This is a genomic window from Variovorax sp. P2_H12, assembly GCF_056403395.1.
Window position 1 is genome coordinate 1 of the sequence record NZ_JBFUFO010000030.1, and the last position, 18,488, is coordinate 18,488.

The window sequence follows — 18,488 nt, forward strand, 5'->3', positions numbered from 1 at the left end:
CTGCCGAAGGACAAGGAAATGGTCATGCCCGGCGACAACGTGTCGATCACGGTCAAGCTGATCAACCCGATCGCGATGGAAGAAGGCCTGCGCTTCGCCATCCGTGAAGGCGGCCGCACCGTGGGCTCGGGCGTCGTGGCGAAGATCCTAGACATCTGATCACGGATTCCACAGGGGTATAGCTCAATTGGCAGAGCGTCGGTCTCCAAAACCGAAGGTTGTAGGTTCGATTCCTACTGCCCCTGCCACTTAGGTGGCTCCGCAAAGCAAGCCCGCCATAGCCCGGCGGGAAGGCAAAAAAAGCCCGTCATAGCCTGACGGGCTTCGGCGTCTCAGACGACGCATTGAATTTGAAGGCCGCAAGGCCGTAGGAACACAGCCCAAGATGGCCACTTCTCAAATCGAAACCGTCAGTACCAACGCGGACAAGGCCAAGCTGGCCGCGGCCGTCGTGCTGGCGGTGGGCGCCATCGTGGCGTTCTATCTGCTCTCGCGCCAGGGCGCGGTGGTGCAGTGGGTCGCTTTGCTGGTCGGTCTCGCGGCTGCCGTGGGTGCGTTTGGAAGCTCCGAGAGCGGCCGCCAGCTGTGGGCCTTCGGCCGCGATTCGTGGCGCGAGGTCAAGAAGGTTGTCTGGCCGACGCGCAAGGAAACGATCCAGATGACGGCTTACGTGTTCGCCTTCGTGGCGATCATGTCCATCTTCCTTTGGCTCACCGACAAGACGCTCGAATGGGTGTTTTTCGACCTCATTCTGGGCTGGAGAAAATAATGACTGACGAAGCCGTCGAAGCAGAAGCCACGCCGGAAATCAATCCGCTGCTGGCCCCCGCGAGCAACCCGGACCTGCGTTGGTACGTGGTGCATGCGTATTCCGGCATGGAAAAGGCCGTCGAGCGCAACATTCTCGAGCGCATCAACCGTGCCGGCATGCAAGGCAAGTTCGGCCGCATCCTGGTGCCGACCGAAGAAGTGGTCGAGATCAAGAACGGCCAGAAGCGCACCACCGAGCGTCGTTTCTTCCCGGGCTATGTCCTGGTCGAGATGATCATGGACGACGAGAGCTGGCACCTGGTGAAGCACACCAACAAGGTCACGGGCTTCGTCGGCGGCGCCAAGAACCGTCCGGCCCCGATTTCCCAGAAGGAAGTCGAGGACATCGTGAACCAGATGCAGCAGGGCACCGAGAAGCCGCGCCACAAGGTCGAGTTCATTGTCGGCGAGTTCGTGCGCGTCAAGGAAGGCCCGTTCACCGACTTCAACGGCACGGTCGAGGAAGTCAACTACGAGAAGAGCAAGGTGCGCGTGTCGGTCATGATCTTCGGCCGCGCGACGCCTGTGGAACTCGAATTCAGTCAAGTCGAAAAAACCTAGACAGACGATAACAAGGCCAGGTGCCCTGGCCTTGAACTTTTGTGGTTTGCGCCCCTCCGACTCGGCGTGAACACTGGTTGGAAAGAGTCGTTTAACCCCGGGGAGCTGCGGCTGAAAAAGCCAAGGCGTCATCACCCGCAAGGAGTAAAGCATGGCGAAAAAAATCGTCGGCTTCATCAAGCTGCAAGTCCCAGCTGGTAAAGCCAATCCCTCACCGCCGATCGGTCCCGCGCTGGGCCAGCGCGGTTTGAACATCATGGAATTCTGCAAGGCGTTCAACGCGCAGACCCAAGGCGTCGAGCCGGGCCTGCCGCTGCCGGTGGTCATCACCGCGTTCGCCGACAAGAGCTTCACCTTCATCATCAAGACGCCGCCGGCGATCACCTTGATCAAGAAGGCGATCAAGCTCGAGAAGGGTTCCGCACGTCCGCACACGGACAAGGTCGGCAAGATCACTCGCGCACAGCTCGAGGAAATCGCCAAGGCCAAGATGAAGGACCTGACCGCTGCCGATCTGGACGCCGCGGTTCGCACCATCGCCGGCTCGGCCCGCTCGATGGGCGTGAATGTGGAGGGCGTGTAAATGGCCAAGATCACCAAGAAGCAAAAAGCCCTCGTGGGCAAGGTCGACAGCAACAAGCTGTACGCACTGGCCGATGCCATCGGTCTCGTGAAGGAAGCCGCCACCGCCAAGTTCGATGAGTCCATCGACGTCGCGGTGCAGCTCGGCATCGACGCGAAGAAGTCGGACCAGGTCGTGCGTGGCGCCGTCGTGCTGCCCAACGGCACCGGCAAGACCAAGCGCGTGGCCGTGTTCGCCCAGGGCGCCAAGGCCGAAGAAGCCAAGGCCGCCGGCGCCGACATCGTCGGCATGGACGACCTGGCAGCGATGGTGAAGGCTGGCGACATGCCCTTCGACGTCGTGATCGCCGCTCCGGACGCGATGCGCGTGGTCGGTACGCTGGGCCAGATCCTCGGCCCCCGCGGCCTGATGCCGAACCCGAAGGTCGGCACCGTGACGCCCGACGTCGCGACCGCCGTCAAGAACGCCAAGGCTGGCCAGGTCCAGTTCCGCGTCGACAAGGCCGGCATCGTGCACGGCACGATCGGCCGCCGTTCGTTCGACACCGACAAGCTGCAGGGCAACCTCGCCGCGCTGATCGAAGCCCTGGTCAAGGCCAAGCCGGCGACCAGCAAGGGCGTGTACCTGCGCAAGGTCGCCGTGTCGTCGACGATGGGTCTGGGTGTCCGCGTGGACACGCAAACCATCGCCGCGAGCTGAGAGCGTTGATGAGATTTGCCTCGCCCGTCAAACGGTGAGGCGGATGTGGTGGGTCGTGGCAGCTTCGGTTGCCGCGAGCCATCCAAGACCGCTGGTGTGCAGGTTGCCTGCACTTAATCGCCCGACCTTCGTCGAGCAGCCAGCGCAGATGGCGACCCCACTGCAAGGAATTTGAATTTTTGTTCCGAAACAGTTGGTCGCTGCATGAAGCGCGATCCGAAGCTTTCGCCGAGGATCGCATTGAAAAGGAGTAGACCTTGAGTCTGAATCGCAGTGAGAAAGAAGCGGTCATCAGTGATGTGACCAGCCTCGCCGCAAAAGCTCAAACGCTCGTGATGGCGGAATACCGTGGCATCACGGTGGCCGACATGACCAAACTGCGCAACGAAGCGCGCAGCAAGGGTGTGACTCTCAGCGTGTTCAAGAACACGCTGGCACGCCGTGCTGTCGCTGGTAGCGCGTTTGAGATCGTCGGCGACCAGATGACCGGTCCGCTGATCTACGGCTTCTCCGAAGACGCTGTGGCTGCCGCGAAAGTGGTGGCCGATTTCGCGAAGACCAACGACAAGTTGGTCATTCGCGGCGGCGCATTCGGTGGCAAGGCCCTGGACGTCGACGGCGTGAAGCAACTGGCCAACATCCCTTCGAAGGAAGTGCTGCTGGCGCAATTGCTGGGCTTGATGCAATCCCCGATCTCTCGTACCGCCCGCGTGCTCGCGGCGCTGGCCGAGAAGCGTGGTGGTGGCGAAGCACAGGCGGAAGCTCCCGCCGCAGAAGAAGTCGCCGCTTGAGCGCGCGACTTTTGACCCAACTTATTTAGGAAACAAAAATGGCATTCGATAAAGACGCATTTCTGACCGCGCTCGACAGCATGACGGTCCTGGAACTCAACGACCTGGTCAAGGCCATCGAAGAGAAGTTCGGCGTGAGCGCCGCCGCCATGTCGGCTCCCGCAGCCGGCGGTGGCGCCGCTGCAGCAGTGGTCGAAGAGCAGACCGAATTCAACGTCATGCTGATGGATGCTGGCGCGAACAAGGTGTCGGCGATCAAGGCCGTGCGCGAAATCACCGGCCTGGGCCTCAAGGAAGCCAAGGACCTGGTGGAAGCCGCTCCCAAGGCCGTCAAGGAAGGCCTGTCGAAGGCTGACGCTGAAGCCGCCAAGAAGAAGCTGGAAGATGCCGGCGCCAAGGTGGAACTGAAGTAATTCAGTTTCCCTGAAGGGCTGGAGGCGCCGAAAGGCCCTCCAGCCTTTGCCGCTTTCAGAGCGCACCCAAAAGCCGGCTTGTTGCCCCGAAAACAAGACGATTTTTGAGTGTCTTCTGACCCCGACTGCAGAAGACCCCCTTGGTTCGGGCGATGTGCAACGCATCGCCGTCCGCCAGGGCTGGTAGTGGCCAGCCGCCAAGGAGAGTGGTGCTCAGGCACCTCACAACGTCGCTGAAGATCTCAAGCTCCGGAGCTCTCATGGCCCAAACGTCCACGTACAGTTACACCGAACGCAAGCGTATCCGAAAGAATTTCGGCAACCGCGACAGCGTCGTCGAAATCCCCTACCTGCTGCAGATGCAGAAAGACGCGTACACCGCGTTCCTGCAAGCCGGCATCGCGCCCCAGAAACGCACTGTGGAAGGTCTGCAGGCCGCGTTCGACGCTGCGTTCCCGATCGTCTCGCACAACGGTTTCGTCGAGATGAAGTTCCTCGAGTACAACCTCGCGAAACCCGCCTTCGACGTCCGCGAATGCCAGACCCGTGGTCTCACCTTCGCCTCGGCCGTGCGCGCCAAGGTCCAGCTGATCATCTATGACCGCGAGTCGTCGACCTCGCAGTCGAAGGTGGTCAAGGAAGTCAAGGAGCAAGAGGTCTACATGGGCGAAGTTCCGCTCATGACCGACAAGGGCTCGTTCATCATCAACGGCACCGAGCGCGTGATCGTGTCGCAGCTGCACCGTTCGCCGGGCGTGTTCTTCGAGCACGACAAGGGCAAGACCCACAGCTCGGGCAAGCTGCTGTTCTCGGCCCGCGTGATTCCCTACCGCGGCTCGTGGCTCGACTTCGAGTTCGACCCGAAGGACATGCTGTACTTCCGCGTCGACCGCCGCCGCAAGATGCCGGTCACGATCCTGCTCAAGGCCATCGGCCTGAACCCGGAATCGATCCTGGCGAACTTCTTCGTCAACGACAACTTCCGCCTGATGGACAGCGGCGCGCAGATGGAGTTCGTCTCCGAGCGCCTGCGCGGCGAAGTCGCCCGCTTCGACATCACCGACAAGGCCGGCAAGGTCGTGGTCGCCAAGGACAAGCGCGTCACCGCGCGCCACACGCGCGAGCTCGAGCAGTCGGAAACGACGCACATCAGCGTGCCGGAAGACTTCCTGGTCGGCCGCGTCGTGGCCCGCAACATCGTTGACCCCGACACCGGTGAAATCCTGGCCAAGGCCAACGACGAACTGACCGAAGCGTTGCTGAAGAAGCTGCGCACGGCCGGCGTGCAGGACGTGCAGGCGATCTACACCAACGAACTCGACCAGGGCGCCTACATCTCGCAGACCCTGCGCATCGACGAGACGGTGGACGAATTCGCCGCCCGCGTCGCCATTTACCGCATGATGCGCCCCGGCGAACCGCCGACGGAAGACGCGGTGCAGGCCCTGTTCCAGCGCCTGTTCTACAACCCGGACACGTACGACCTGTCGCGCGTCGGCCGCATGAAGTTCAACGCCAAGGTCGGCCGCGACGAGTCGACCGGCCCGATGGTGCTGACCAACGAGGACATCCTGGCCGTGGTCAAGATCCTCGTCGACCTGCGCAATGGCCGCGGCGAAGTCGATGACATCGACCACCTGGGCAACCGCCGCGTGCGTTGCGTCGGCGAACTGGCCGAGAACCAGTACCGCACCGGCCTGGCACGTATCGAGAAGGCCGTGAAGGAGCGTCTGGGTCAAGCGGAACAAGAGCCGCTGATGCCGCACGACCTGATCAACAGCAAGCCGATCTCGGCCGCGCTGAAGGAATTCTTCGGCGCCTCGCAGCTGTCGCAGTTCATGGACCAGACCAACCCGCTGTCCGAGATCACGCACAAGCGTCGCGTCTCGGCCCTGGGCCCGGGCGGTCTGACCCGCGAACGCGCCGGCTTCGAAGTGCGCGACGTGCACGTCACCCACTACGGCCGCGTGTGCCCGATCGAAACTCCTGAAGGCCCGAACATCGGCCTGATCAACTCGCTGGCCCTGTACGCCCGCCTGAACGAATACGGCTTCATCGAGACGCCGTACCGCCGCGTGGTCGACAGCAAGGTCACGATGGACATCGACTACCTGTCGGCCATCGAGGAAGGCAAGTACGTCATCGCCCAGGCCAATGCGGCCCTGGACAAGGACGGCCGCCTGACCGGCGACCTGGTGTCGGCGCGCGAAACCGGCGAATCGATCCTGGTCGGCGCCGAGCGCGTGCAGTACATGGACGTGTCGCCGGCGCAGATCGTGTCGGTGGCGGCCTCGCTCGTGCCCTTCCTGGAGCACGACGATGCGAACCGCGCATTGATGGGCGCCAACATGCAGCGCCAGGCCGTGCCTGTGCTGCGCCCGGAAAAGCCGTTCGTCGGTACCGGCATCGAGCGCGTCTCCGCGGTCGACTCGGGCACCGTGGTCACGGCCACCCGCGGCGGTATCGTCGACTACGTCGATGCGACCCGCATCGTGGTCCGCGTCAACGATGCCGAAGCCACCGCCGGTGAAGTCGGCGTCGACATCTACAACCTGATCAAGTACCAGCGTTCGAACCAGAACACGAACATCCACCAGCGTCCGATCGTCAAGCGCGGCGACAAGATCGCCAAGGGCGACGTGGTCGCCGACGGCGCGTCGACCGACCTGGGCGAGCTCGCGCTCGGCCAGAACATGCTGATCGCGTTCATGCCCTGGAACGGCTACAACTTCGAAGACTCGATCCTGATCAGCGAACGCGTGGTGGCCGAAGACCGCTACACCTCGATCCACATCGAGGAACTGGTGGTGATGGCCCGCGACACCAAGCTCGGTGCCGAGGAAATCACGCGCGACATCCCGAACCTGGCCGAGCAGCAGCTCAACCGCCTGGACGAATCCGGGATCATCTACGTCGGCGCCGAAGTGCAGCCGGGCGACACGCTGGTGGGCAAGGTCACGCCGAAGGGCGAGACCACGCTGACGCCGGAAGAGAAGCTGCTGCGCGCGATCTTCGGCGAGAAGGCTTCCGACGTGAAGGACACCTCGCTGCGCGTCGACCAGGGCTCGCAAGGCACCGTGATCGACGTCCAGGTGTTCACCCGCGAAGGCATCACGCGCGACAAGCGCGCCCAGCAGATCATCGACGACGAGCTCAAGCGCTTCCGCCTCGACCTGAACGACCAGCTTCGCATCGTCGAAGCCGACGCCTTCGACCGGATCGAGAAGCTGCTGACCGGCCGTGTCGCCAACGGCGGCCCGAACAAGCTGGCCAAGGGCACCAAGCTCGACAAGGCTTATCTGACGTCGATCGAGAAGTTCCACTGGTTCGACATCCGCCCGGCGGAAGACGAAGTGGCGACCCAGCTCGAGTCGATCAAGAACTCGCTCGAGCAGACCCGCCACAGCTTCGACCTCGCGTTCGAAGAGAAGCGCAAGAAGCTCACGCAGGGCGACGAGCTGCCCGCGGGCGTGCTCAAGATGGTCAAGGTCTACCTGGCCGTCAAGCGCCGCCTGCAACCCGGCGACAAGATGGCCGGCCGCCACGGCAACAAGGGTGTGGTGTCGAAGATCGTTCCGGTCGAGGACATGCCCCACATGGCCGACGGCACGCCGTGCGACATCTGCCTGAACCCGCTGGGCGTGCCCTCGCGGATGAACGTCGGGCAGGTGCTCGAAGTGCATCTGGGCTGGGCCGGCAAGGGCATCGGCCAGCGCATCGGCGACATGCTGCAGGCCGAGGCCAAGGTGGCCGAGCTGCGCAAGTTCTTGGACGAGATGTACAACGGCTCGGGCCGCAAGGAAGACCTGAGCAAGCTCAGCGATTCCGACGTGCTCGAGATGGCGGCCAACCTGTCGAGCGGCGTGACCTTCGCGACGCCGGTGTTCGACGGTGCCTCGGAAGAGGAAATCCGCGGCATGCTGAAGCTTGCCTATCCGGACGAGATCGCCAAGCTCAAGGGCCTGACCGAGACACGCACCCAGGCCTACCTGTACGACGGCCGCACCGGCGACCAGTTCGAACGTCCGACCACCGTCGGCTACATGCACTTCTTGAAGCTGCACCACCTGGTGGACGACAAGATGCACGCCCGCTCGACCGGCCCGTACTCGCTGGTCACGCAGCAACCGCTGGGCGGCAAGGCGCAGTTCGGCGGCCAGCGCTTCGGTGAAATGGAAGTGTGGGCGCTGGAGGCCTACGGCGCCGCCTACGTGCTGCAGGAAATGCTGACGGTGAAGTCCGACGACGTGCAGGGCCGTACCAAGGTCTACGAGAGCATCGTCAAGGGCGAACACTCGATCGAAGCCGGGATGCCGGAATCGTTCAATGTGCTGGTCAAGGAAATCCGTTCCCTTGGCTTGGATATTGAACTGGAACGCTCATAAGCAAACAAGGAAAGAGTCACATGAAGTCATTACTCGACCTGTTCAAGCAATTCACGCCGGACGAGCATTTCGATGCCATCCGCATCGGCATGGCCTCGCCCGAGAAGATCCGCTCGTGGTCCTTCGGCGAAGTGAAGAAGCCCGAGACCATCAACTACCGGACCTTCAAGCCCGAGCGCGACGGTCTCTTCTGCGCCAAGATCTTCGGCCCGATCAAGGACTACGAGTGCCTGTGCGGCAAGTACAAGCGCCTCAAGCACCGCGGCGTGATCTGCGAGAAGTGCGGCGTTGAAGTCACGCAGACCAAGGTGCGTCGCGAGCGCATGGGTCACATCGACCTGGCCGCGCCCTGCGCCCACATCTGGTTCCTGAAGTCGCTGCCGTCGCGCCTGGGCCTGGTGCTCGACATGACGCTGCGCGACATCGAACGCGTGCTGTACTTCGAAGCCTACGTGATCACCGACCCCGGCATGACCCCGCTGAAGAAGTTCGGCATCATGTCCGAGGACGACTATGACGCGAAGCGCAAGGAATACGGCGACGAGTTCATCGCCAAGATGGGCGCCGAAGGCATCAAGGACCTGCTGGAAGGCATCGAGCTCGACAGCGAGATCGAGCGTCTGCGCGGCGACCTGACCGGCTCCGAAGTCAAGGTCAAGAAGAACTCCAAGCGCCTCAAGGTGCTGGAAGCCTTCCGCAAGTCGGGCATCAAGCCCAACTGGATGGTGCTCGAAGTGCTGCCCGTGCTGCCGCCGGACCTGCGTCCGCTGGTGCCGCTGGACGGCGGCCGCTTCGCGACCTCCGACCTGAACGACCTCTATCGTCGCGTCATCAACCGCAACAGCCGCCTGCGCCGCCTGCTCGAACTGAAGGCGCCGGAAATCATCGCGCGCAACGAGAAGCGGATGCTCCAGGAAGCGGTCGACTCGCTGCTGGACAACGGCCGTCGCGGCAAGGCCATGACGGGCGCCAACAAGCGCGCACTGAAGTCGCTGGCCGACATGATCAAGGGCAAGAGCGGTCGCTTCCGCCAGAACTTGCTGGGCAAGCGCGTCGACTACTCGGGCCGTTCGGTCATCGTGGTGGGCCCGACGCTCAAGCTGCACCAGTGCGGCCTGCCGAAGCTGATGGCGCTCGAGCTGTTCAAGCCCTTCATCTTCTCGCGCCTCGAAGCCATGGGCATCGCGACCACCATCAAGGCGGCCAAGAAGGAAGTGGAATCGGGCACGCCGGTGGTCTGGGACATCCTTGAAGAAGTGATCAAGGAACACCCGGTGATGCTGAACCGCGCACCGACGCTGCACCGCCTGGGCATCCAGGCCTTCGAGCCGATCCTGATCGAAGGCAAGGCGATCCAGCTGCACCCGCTGGTCTGCGCGGCTTTCAACGCCGACTTCGACGGCGACCAGATGGCCGTCCACGTGCCGCTGTCGGTGGAAGCGCAGATGGAAGCCCGCACGCTGATGCTGGCCTCCAACAACGTGCTGTTCCCGGCGTCCGGCGAACCGTCGATCGTCCCTTCGCAGGACGTGGTGCTGGGTCTGTACTACACGACCCGCGACCGCATCAACGCCAAGGGCGAGGGCCTGGTCTTCTCCGACATCGGTGAAGTCCAGCGCGCGCTCGACGCCAACGTGGTCGAGCTCACCGCCAAGGTCGCGGTCCGCATCACCGAGTACACCAAGGACAAGGAAAGCGGCGCGTTCGTGCCGTCGACCTCGCTGGTGGACACGACCGTGGGCCGTGCGCTGCTGTCCGAGATCCTGCCGAAGGGCCTGCCGTTCTCGAACATCAACAAGGCGCTGAAGAAGAAGGAGATTTCCAAGCTCATCAACGTCTCGTTCCGCAAGTGCGGCCTGAAAGAGACCGTCGTGTTCGCCGACAAGCTGTTGCAGAACGGCTTCCGCCTGGCGACCAAGGCCGGTATCTCGATCGCGATCGACGACATGCTGGTGCCGGCCGAGAAGCACGGCATCATCGACCGCTCGGCCAAGGAAGTGAAGGAGATCGAGCAGCAGTACGTCTCCGGTCTCGTGACCTCCGGCGAGCGCTACAACAAGGTGGTCGACATCTGGGGCAAGGCCGGCGACGAAGTGTCGAAGGTCATGATGGCCAAGCTGTCGAAGCAGACCGTCATCGACCGCCACGGCAAGGAAGTCGAGCAGGAGTCGTTCAACTCGATCTACATGATGGCCGACTCGGGCGCTCGCGGTTCCGCCGCGCAGATCCGCCAGGTGGCCGGCATGCGGGGCCTGATGGCCAAGCCCGACGGCTCGATCATCGAGACGCCCATCACGGCGAACTTCCGCGAAGGCCTGAATGTGCTGGAGTACTTCATCTCCACCCACGGTGCCCGTAAGGGTCTGGCCGACACGGCGCTGAAGACCGCGAACTCCGGCTACCTGACGCGCCGCCTGGTCGACGTGACGCAGGATCTGGTCGTGATCGAGCAGGATTGCGGCACCCACGACGGCGCATTGATGCGCGCCATCGTCGAAGGCGGTGAAGTGATCGAATCGCTGCGCGACCGTATCCTCGGCCGTACCGCTGCGGAAGACGTGCTGCACCCCGAAACGCGTGCCGTGCTGGTGAATGCCGGCGACATGCTCGACGAGGACGTCATCGACGCGATCGAGGCCGATGGCGTCGACGAAGTCAAGGTGCGCACGGCGCTGACCTGCGCGACCCGCTTCGGCATCTGCGCCAAGTGCTACGGCCGCGACCTCGGCCGCGGCGGCCTGGTCAACAACGGCGAAGCGGTCGGCGTGATCGCGGCGCAGTCGATCGGCGAGCCCGGCACGCAGCTGACGATGCGGACCTTCCACATCGGCGGCGCGGCCTCGCGTGCGGCGGTGGCCTCCAGCGTCGAAGCCAAGTCGAACGGTTCGATCGGCTTCAATGCCACGATGCGCTACGTGACCAACAGCAAGAGCGAGCTGGTCGTGATCTCGCGTTCGGGCGAGATCGTCATCCATGACGAGCACGGCCGCGAGCGCGAGCGCCACAAGGTGCCGTACGGCGCCATCCTGGCGGTCAAGGCCGACCAGCAGATCAAGTCCGGCCACGTGCTGGCCAACTGGGATCCGCTGACGCGCCCGATCATCACGGAATTCGCCGGTCAGACGAAGTTCGAGAACGTCGAGGAAGGCCTCACGGTCGCCAAGCAGGTGGACGAAGTCACCGGCCTGTCGACGCTGGTGGTGATCGATCCGAAGCGCCGCGGCGCTGCCAAGGTCGTGCGTCCGCAAGTGAAGCTGATCGACGCCTCGGGCGCCGAGGTCAAGATCCCCGGCACCGACCACTCGGTGACGATCGGCTTCCCGATCGGCGCGCTGGTGCAGGTGCGCGACGGCCAGGACGTGGGCCCCGGCGAAGTGCTGGCGCGGATTCCGGTCGAAGGCCAGAAGACCCGCGACATCACCGGCGGTCTGCCGCGCGTGGCCGAGCTGTTCGAGGCCCGTTCGCCGAAGGACAAGGGCATGCTGGCCGAAATGACCGGTACCGTGTCGTTCGGCAAGGAGACCAAGGGCAAGATCCGCCTGCAGATCACCGACCCCGAAGGCACCGTCTGGGAAGACCTCGTGCCGAAGGAAAAGAACATCTTGGTGCACGAAGGCCAGGTGGTGAACAAGGGCGAAAGCGTGGTCGACGGCCCGGCGGACCCGCAGGACATCCTGCGCCTGCTGGGTTCGGAAGAACTGGCGCGCTACATCGTGGACGAAGTGCAGGACGTGTACCGCTTGCAAGGCGTGAAGATCAACGACAAGCACATCGAGGTGATCGTTCGCCAGATGCTGCGCCGGGTCGTGGTCGAGAGCGTCGGCGACACCAACTACATCGCCGGTGAACAGGTCGAACGCAGCGAAATGCTCAACACCAACGACGCCCTGCGCGCCGCTGGCAAGATCCCCGCGACGTTCACCAACCTGCTGCTGGGTATCACGAAGGCATCGCTGTCGACCGACAGCTTCATCAGCGCCGCATCGTTCCAGGAAACGACGCGCGTGCTGACCGAAGCCGCGATCATGGGCAAGCGCGACGAGCTGCGCGGCCTGAAGGAAAACGTCATCGTCGGCCGCCTGATCCCCGCGGGCACCGGCATGGCGTACCACCAGGCACGCAAGGTCAAGGACGCGATGGACGAGGCCGAGCGCCGCGCGATCGCCGAGTCGGAAGCGGCCGAACTGGCCGGCTCCGACAGCGCCGCCGAGGAAGTGACCACCGCGGTCGACGCCAGCGAAGGCGCCGCGACCGAATAACTGGTTAGCATCTCCGGCCATGACCGGAACCCGAAGCCCCCTTTCCGCCCGCGGATCGGGGGCTTTTCCTTTTTCGCCCCTGCCATGAGCGGATTGCCCGATTCACTGCCGTTCTGGATCGGCGGCGCGCTGGCGCTGTTCTGGTTCGTCGGCGCCTACAACCGATTGGTGCGGCTGCGCTCCGCGGCCCTGCAGGCCTATGCGACGCTCGACGCCGCGCTGGTGCGGCAGCTCGAGTTCGTGCTGGCGCGGGCGGCCGAGGCCGAAGCAGCCGCGCCCGCCGCACCTGCCGCACCTGCCGGCCCACCGCCGTCCGGCGCCTCGCTGCAGGCCGCAGCCGGCCAGCTCGCGACCCTGCTGGCCGCCACTCGGCTGCGGGCGCTCGACCCGGCCGGCATTGCCGCATTGGGCACCGCCTTGCACGTGTTGCTGGCGGCGTGGCAGCGTTTGCACCCGGACGCGGTCGTCAGCTTCGACGCCGATGGCACGCTGTCGCGGCCGGTGCCGCTCCCCGGCAGGGTCGAGCCGCTGGCCGACAGCGTACCGATCGCCTGGCCCGAGCCCTCCGCCGCGGCGGAAATCGCCCGCAGCCAGTTCAATCTGGCGGTGGCGCAGTACAACGCGGCGATCGGACAGTTTCCCGCCCTGCTGGTGGCGTGGATCATGCAGCTCAGACCCGCAGCCCCGCTGCGTTGAACGTGGCGCAGGTGTCCGCCTGCGCTTCCCGCCCTTACCATCGACCTCAAGTTGCCAGATCTTCCAGACTCCATCCCCGGTTCGCCGCCCTTGTGGCGCCAGTTGCAGCTCACCGCTGCGTCGCTGGCGTCGATTCGCAGCGGCGTCTCGGGCGCCGTCGCCTTCGAGGCCGTCGAGCCGGCGCTGCGGCCCGGCGTGCAGGCGCTCGGCTTCCAGGTGCTGCGCTGGCTCGGCCGGGCCGAGGCGCTGCGCCGCCAGCTCGCCAAGCGCACGCCCCCGCCGGCGGCCGATGCGTTGCTGTGCACCGCGCTCGCGCTGGCCTGGGACGCCGAGCGCTCGCCTTATGAACCCTTCACGCTGGTCGACCAGGCGGTCGAGGCCGCCAAGCGCAACCCGGCCACCCGGGCCCAGGCCAGCTTCATCAATGCCTGCCTGCGGCGCTTCCTGCGCGAACGCGACGAACTGGTGGCGATCACGGAGCGCGAGCCGGTCGCGCAGTGGAACCATCCGCGCTGGTGGATCGAACGGCTCAGGCGCCAGCATCCGCGCGATTGGCAGCGTGTGCTGGCGGCCGACAACACGCAGGCGCCGATGACCCTGCGCGTCAATCTGCAGAAGACCGATGTCGCCGCTTTCCGGCAGGGGCTGGCGGCGGTGGACCTGATGGCCGTGCCGGTCGGCGCCAGTGGATTGCAGCTGGCGCGGGCTCGCCCGGTGGCCCAGATCCCGGGCTTCCTGGAGGGCGAATGCTCGGTGCAGGATGCGGCCGCGCAGATCGCCGCCCCGCTGCTGCTCTCCGGCCTCGACCTGCGCGGTGCCGCGCCGCTGCGGGTGCTCGACGCCTGCGCCGCGCCGGGCGGCAAGACGGCCCACCTGCTCGAAGTGGCGGGCGGCGCCGCGATCGAGGTCACGGCGCTGGAAGTCGACGCCGTGCGCAGCCGCCGCATCGACGACACGCTGTCCCGATTGGGCTTGAGTGCCAAAGTAGTCGTTGCCGATGCCTCGCGGCCCGCGGCCTGGTGGGACGGCCAGCCCTTCGACGCCATCCTGCTCGACGCGCCGTGCACGGCTTCGGGCATCGTCCGGCGCCATCCCGACGTGCGCTGGCTGCGCCGCGAGAGCGACATCGAACAGCTGGCGGTGCAGCAGGCGATGCTGCTGGCCGCCCTCTGGCCGCTGGTCCGGCCGGGCGGCCGCCTGCTCTATTGCACCTGCTCGGTGTTTTTGGAGGAGGGCGCGCACCAGATCGAGGCGTTCCTTGCACACAACACCGATGCCCGATTGCTGCCCTCGCCCGGGCATTTGCTACCCCAAAGCGGGGTCAATGCGCGCGGCGTCCCGGACAATGCCTTGGGTGATCACGACGGTTTCTTCTACGCGCTGCTCGAGAAGCTGCCACGCTGAAAGGCGCTGGCCGGCTCGGCTGGCCGCGCTCCTGGTGCTTGTCTGGGCTCTGTCGGTCTGGCTGGCGGGCCCGGCCCGGGCGGACTCGCGCAGCACGGCGGTCACCCAGTTGCGGCTCGAGCAGGCGGACGACGGCGTCTACCTCACGGCCCAGGTGCAATTCGACCTGCCGCCGGTGGTCGAGGAGGTGCTCGAGAAAGGCATCGCGATCTATTTCGTCGCCGAGGCCGAGCTGTACCGGGAACGTTGGTACTGGACCGATCTCAAAATGGCCCAGGCGGCGCGATACATGCGGCTGGCCTACCAGCCCCTGACCCGCCGATGGCGCCTCAACGTGTCTCCCGTGCCCATCACCAATTCAGGCTTCGGCGTCTCGCTGAACCAGAACTTCGACACCCTGGCCGATGCCCTCGAGGTCATCAGCCGGGTCGGGCGCATGCGCCTGGGCGACCTGGCCGAGATCGGTGACGATGCCACGCACCCGGTGGCCTTCCACTTCCGCCTCGACACCTCCCAGTTGCCGCGCCCGTTCCAGATCGGCGCGGTCGGCCAGTCCGACTGGAACATCTCGGCCGAGAAAAGCGTCCGGCTCCCGCTGGAGAAACTGAAGTGAGCACTGACCCGCGGGCCACCCCGCGGGCGTCGCCGGCGGCGCGACGTTCGCGCGCCGTGCGCTGGGCCATCGGCGTGGTGGCGGCGCTGGTCACGGCGATCGGCCTGGTGCTGATGTTCCTGCTGGCGCAGGCCACCAACAACCGCGCCTTCTACGAGCGCAACTACGCCCGCCTGTTCGGCATCAACGTGGTGGTGGCGGTGGCGCTCGTGCTCGTGATCGGATGGGTCGCATTCCGGCTGCTGCGGCGGCTGCGGCAAGGCAAGTTCGGCAGCCGGCTCCTGATCAACCTGGCGGCGATCTTCGCGCTGGTCGGCGTCGTGCCCGGCATGCTGGTGTACGTCGTTTCTTATCAATTCGTCGCCCGCTCGATCGAAAGCTGGTTCGACGTCAAGGTCGAGGGGGCGCTCGACGCCGGCCTGAACCTCGGCCGCGCCACGCTGGATTCGCTGTCCGACGACCTCGCGAGCAAGACGCGGACGGCCAGCGCGCAGCTGGCCAACGTGCCGGACACCCGCGCCGGGCTGGTGCTGGAGCGCATCCGCGACCAGTTGGGCGCGACCGACGTCATCCTCTGGACCGGCAGCGGCCAGCTGGTGGCCAGTGCGGGCGCGTCGCGCTTCGAGCTCAGCCCCGAGCGGCCGACGCAGCAGCAACTGCGGCAGGTGCGTGCCGACCGCGCCGTCGCCCACATCGAAGGCCTCGACGAGACGCCGGTGCCGGGCGCGCCGACGCCCGTGGCCAGCGTGCGGGCCCTGGCGCTGGTGCAGAGCCAGGGCTTCGAGTTCAACACCGAGCCGCGCTTCCTGCAGGTCACGCAGCCGCTGCCCCCGGCCGTGGTGAGCAACGCCCTGGCGGTGCAAGAGGCCAACCGCGAATACCAGGAGCGGGCGCTGGCGCGCGAAGGCCTGCGCCGCATGTACATCGGCACGCTGACGCTGACGCTGTTCCTGGCCGTGTTCGGCGCCGTGCTGCTGGCCGTGCTGTTCGGCACCCGGCTGGCACGGCCGCTGCTGGTGCTGGCCGACGGCGTGCGCCAGGTGGCAGGCGGCGACTTGCGGCCCACCGCCGTGCTGCAAGGCCGGGACGAACTCGGCGGCCTCACGCGCTCCTTCGCCACCATGACCCAGCAGTTGGCCGATGCGCGCGGCGCTGTCGAAAAGACCATGGGCGAGCTCGACGCCGCCCGCTCCAACCTGCAGACCATCCTGGACAACCTGACCTCGGGCGTGATCGTGCTCGACGCCCAGGGCTTCATCCTCTCGACCAATCCGGGCGCCACCCGGGTGCTGCGGGCGCCGCTGGCGGCCTTCGAAGGCCAGCAGCTGGCCGAGGTCCCGGGCCTGGCGGAATTCGCGCAGAACGTGCAGCAGCAGTTCGACGACTTCGAGGTCGAGCGTCTCCAGCACGGGCTCGACCACTGGCAGCACGCGTTCGAACTGCACGCGGGCGGCGACGCGATGGGGCAGGACGCGATCAACATCGTCGCGCGCGGCGCCGAACTGCCGGGCGCCGAGCGGCTGCTGGTGTTCGACGACATCTCCGAGATCGTCTCGGCCCAGCGTGCGCAAGCCTGGGGCGAGGTGGCGCGCCGGCTGGCGCACGAGATCAAGAATCCGCTGACGCCGATCCAGCTTTCAGCCGAGCGGCTCGAAATGAAGCTCTCGGGCAAGGTCGCGCCCCCCGAGCAGGCGATCCTCACCAAGTCGGTCAAGACCATCGTCGACCAGGTCGACGCCATGAAGCGCCTGGTGAACGAGTTCCGCGACTACGCGCGGCTGCCGGCGGCCGACCTCCGGCCGGTCGATCTGAACCTGCTGGTGACCGAGGTGATGCACCTCTATCCGCCCGAACACGCCGCCGTCGCGCTCAAGGCCGAACTCGACGAGCGCTGCCCGCCGATCCGCGCCGACGAACAGCAGATCCGGCAAGTCATTCACAACCTGTTGCAAAACGCCCAGGATGCGGCAGAGGCCAATGCCGGGCGCACCGGGCAGGGCGGCGAGGTCGTGATCCGCACCCGGTTGGGCGAATCGGGGCAGCGGGTGCGACTCACGGTGCAGGACAGCGGCCCGGGCTTCGCCGACAACATCCTCAAGCGGGCCTTCGAGCCCTATGTCACGACCAAGGCGAAGGGCACCGGACTGGGCCTGGCGGTGGTCAAGAAGATCGCCGACGAACACGGGGCCCGGATCGAACTTTCGAACCGCATCGTCGACGGGGCTGTGGCTGGCGCGCAAGTCTCGTTATCATTCGCGCTTGCAGCGAAGCCGCAGGGAGCGGTTGCTCACACCGAAGATTCGAAGTCATCCATCACCTGAGCGCTTGCCGGCGCGCGGCAAATGGACCGGCAAACGGACCGATCACTCAAAATACAAACGCGCACAACTCAAGCACACATGGCAAACATCCTCGTGGTCGACGACGAGCTGGGCATCCGGGACCTGCTCTTCGAAATTCTCAATGACGAAGGCCACAACGTGGAGCTCGCCGAGAACGCGGCCGAAGCGCGGGCGGCGCGACAGCGGGCCCGGCCCGACCTCGTCCTGCTCGACATCTGGATGCCCGACACCGACGGCGTGACGTTGCTCAAGGAATGGTCGACGGCCGGCCTCCTCAGCATGCCGGTGGTCATGATGAGCGGTCACGCGACGATCGACACGGCGGTCGATGCCACACGCATCGGTGCCTTCGCCTTCCTCGAGAAGCCCATCACATTGCAGAAGCTGCTGAAGGCGGTCGAGCAGGGGCTGGCGCGCGAAAGCGCGCGCCGTGCCGCCGCCAGCGTGGTGCCGCCGGCGAGCAGCTTCGCCGCCGTGGTGACCACCGTCGGCGACAGTGCCCTGGTGCCGGCACCGCCGCAGCTGCAGGCCGCGGACCTGGGCCCGCAGTCGACGCAAAGCTTTGACCTCGATCGCCCGCTGCGCGACGCGCGCGACGGCTTCGAGAAGGCGTACTTCGAATTTCACCTCGCGATGGAGAACGGCTCGATGACCCGCGTGGCCGAGAAGACCGGCCTCGAACGCACCCACCTCTATCGAAAACTCAAGCAACTCGGCGTCGATCTTTCACGAGGCCGCCGAAGCGCTGTATAATCGCGGGCTGCACACCAAGGCCCGGTAGCTCAGTTGGTAGAGCAGCGGATTGAAAATCCGCGTGTCGGTGGTTCGATTCCGCCCCAGGCCACCAAATTCCAAGCGCCCCAGCGCCCTTTTCGGGTTCTGGGGCGTTCCTACATCTGGCGACGGCTTCTACGGAATGCCCAAAGGCGCTC

The 18,488-nt window shown here is 65.4% G+C and carries 14 protein-coding genes and 2 tRNA genes; all 16 read left to right on the forward strand.

Annotation, left to right across the window (positions count from 1 at the left end; translation table 11 throughout):
* A partial coding sequence (locus AC1DYK_RS22945) for an EF-Tu C-terminal domain-related protein (RefSeq protein WP_478168459.1) occupies positions 1-159 on the forward strand: 159 nt, incomplete at its 5' end.
* 13 nt (positions 160-172) lie between these two features.
* Positions 173-248 (forward strand) — tRNA-Trp (locus AC1DYK_RS22950).
* Positions 249-385: 137 nt separating this feature from the next.
* Entirely contained in the window at positions 386-769 is a 384-nt protein-coding gene (secE, locus tag AC1DYK_RS22955; RefSeq protein WP_442285261.1) for a preprotein translocase subunit SecE, read from the forward strand.
* Complete coding sequence (gene nusG / locus AC1DYK_RS22960; RefSeq protein ID WP_478168406.1) at positions 769-1,371, forward strand: transcription termination/antitermination protein NusG; 603 nt, start codon at positions 769-771, stop codon at positions 1,369-1,371. The genes secE and nusG overlap by 1 nt, the downstream gene beginning before the upstream one ends.
* Positions 1,372-1,522: 151 nt before the next feature.
* Positions 1,523-1,954 (forward strand): 50S ribosomal protein L11, encoded by a 432-nt coding sequence (rplK, locus tag AC1DYK_RS22965; protein WP_007831051.1) that lies wholly within the window; start codon positions 1,523-1,525, stop codon positions 1,952-1,954.
* The gene (gene rplA / locus AC1DYK_RS22970) at positions 1,955-2,653 is read left to right on the forward strand and encodes a 50S ribosomal protein L1 (RefSeq protein WP_442285264.1); all 699 of its coding nucleotides are present in this window, start codon (positions 1,955-1,957) and stop codon (positions 2,651-2,653) included.
* A 257-nt stretch (positions 2,654-2,910) separates the two neighbouring features.
* Positions 2,911-3,444, forward strand: a complete 534-nt coding sequence (rplJ, locus tag AC1DYK_RS22975) for a 50S ribosomal protein L10 (RefSeq protein WP_478088598.1) — start codon at positions 2,911-2,913, stop codon at positions 3,442-3,444.
* A 38-nt stretch (positions 3,445-3,482) separates the two neighbouring features.
* Positions 3,483-3,857: a 50S ribosomal protein L7/L12 gene (gene rplL / locus AC1DYK_RS22980; RefSeq protein ID WP_055801198.1), complete on the forward strand. Its 375-nt coding sequence runs from the start codon at positions 3,483-3,485 to the stop codon at positions 3,855-3,857.
* A 260-nt stretch (positions 3,858-4,117) separates the two neighbouring features.
* Positions 4,118-8,242, forward strand: coding sequence for a DNA-directed RNA polymerase subunit beta (gene rpoB / locus AC1DYK_RS22985; RefSeq protein ID WP_478168407.1), 4,125 nt, complete (start codon positions 4,118-4,120; stop codon positions 8,240-8,242).
* A gap of 20 nt (positions 8,243-8,262) precedes the next feature.
* Entirely contained in the window at positions 8,263-12,501 is a 4,239-nt protein-coding gene (rpoC, locus tag AC1DYK_RS22990) for a DNA-directed RNA polymerase subunit beta' (protein ID WP_478168408.1), read from the forward strand.
* An 84-nt stretch (positions 12,502-12,585) separates the two neighbouring features.
* On the forward strand, positions 12,586-13,197 hold the full coding sequence (locus AC1DYK_RS22995; protein WP_478168409.1) for a LemA family protein: 612 nt from the start codon (positions 12,586-12,588) through the stop codon (positions 13,195-13,197).
* Positions 13,198-13,248: 51 nt separating this feature from the next.
* Positions 13,249-14,601, forward strand: coding sequence for a 16S rRNA (cytosine(967)-C(5))-methyltransferase RsmB (gene rsmB / locus AC1DYK_RS23000; protein ID WP_478168410.1), 1,353 nt, complete (start codon positions 13,249-13,251; stop codon positions 14,599-14,601).
* 34 nt (positions 14,602-14,635) lie between these two features.
* Entirely contained in the window at positions 14,636-15,214 is a 579-nt protein-coding gene (locus tag AC1DYK_RS23005) for a DUF4390 domain-containing protein (protein ID WP_478168411.1), read from the forward strand.
* A complete protein-coding gene (locus tag AC1DYK_RS23010; RefSeq protein ID WP_478168412.1) occupies positions 15,211-17,535 on the forward strand; it encodes a sensor histidine kinase in 2,325 nt (774 codons plus the stop codon). Before AC1DYK_RS23005 ends, AC1DYK_RS23010 begins: the two co-directional genes overlap by 4 nt.
* A gap of 78 nt (positions 17,536-17,613) precedes the next feature.
* Entirely contained in the window at positions 17,614-18,309 is a 696-nt protein-coding gene (locus tag AC1DYK_RS23015) for a response regulator (RefSeq protein ID WP_478091800.1), read from the forward strand.
* Positions 18,310-18,327: 18 nt separating this feature from the next.
* Positions 18,328-18,403: transfer RNA gene (locus AC1DYK_RS23020), tRNA-Phe, on the forward strand.
* Positions 18,404-18,488 lie beyond the last annotated feature (85 nt).

Excerpts from the sequence above, each read along its gene's own strand:
- secE (WP_442285261.1), top strand. The coding sequence starts at position 386 with ATGGCCACTTCTCAAATCGAAACCGTCAGTACCAACGCGGACAAGGCC.
- nusG (WP_478168406.1), top strand. The coding sequence starts at position 769 with ATGACTGACGAAGCCGTCGAAGCAGAAGCCACGCCGGAAATCAATCCG.
- rplK (WP_007831051.1), top strand. The coding sequence starts at position 1,523 with ATGGCGAAAAAAATCGTCGGCTTCATCAAGCTGCAAGTCCCAGCTGGT.
- rplA (WP_442285264.1), top strand. The coding sequence starts at position 1,955 with ATGGCCAAGATCACCAAGAAGCAAAAAGCCCTCGTGGGCAAGGTCGAC.
- rplL (WP_055801198.1), top strand. The coding sequence starts at position 3,483 with ATGGCATTCGATAAAGACGCATTTCTGACCGCGCTCGACAGCATGACG.
- rpoB (WP_478168407.1), top strand. The coding sequence starts at position 4,118 with ATGGCCCAAACGTCCACGTACAGTTACACCGAACGCAAGCGTATCCGA.
- rpoC (WP_478168408.1), top strand. The coding sequence starts at position 8,263 with ATGAAGTCATTACTCGACCTGTTCAAGCAATTCACGCCGGACGAGCAT.
- AC1DYK_RS22995 (WP_478168409.1), top strand. The coding sequence starts at position 12,586 with ATGAGCGGATTGCCCGATTCACTGCCGTTCTGGATCGGCGGCGCGCTG.
- AC1DYK_RS23015 (WP_478091800.1), top strand. The coding sequence starts at position 17,614 with ATGGCAAACATCCTCGTGGTCGACGACGAGCTGGGCATCCGGGACCTG.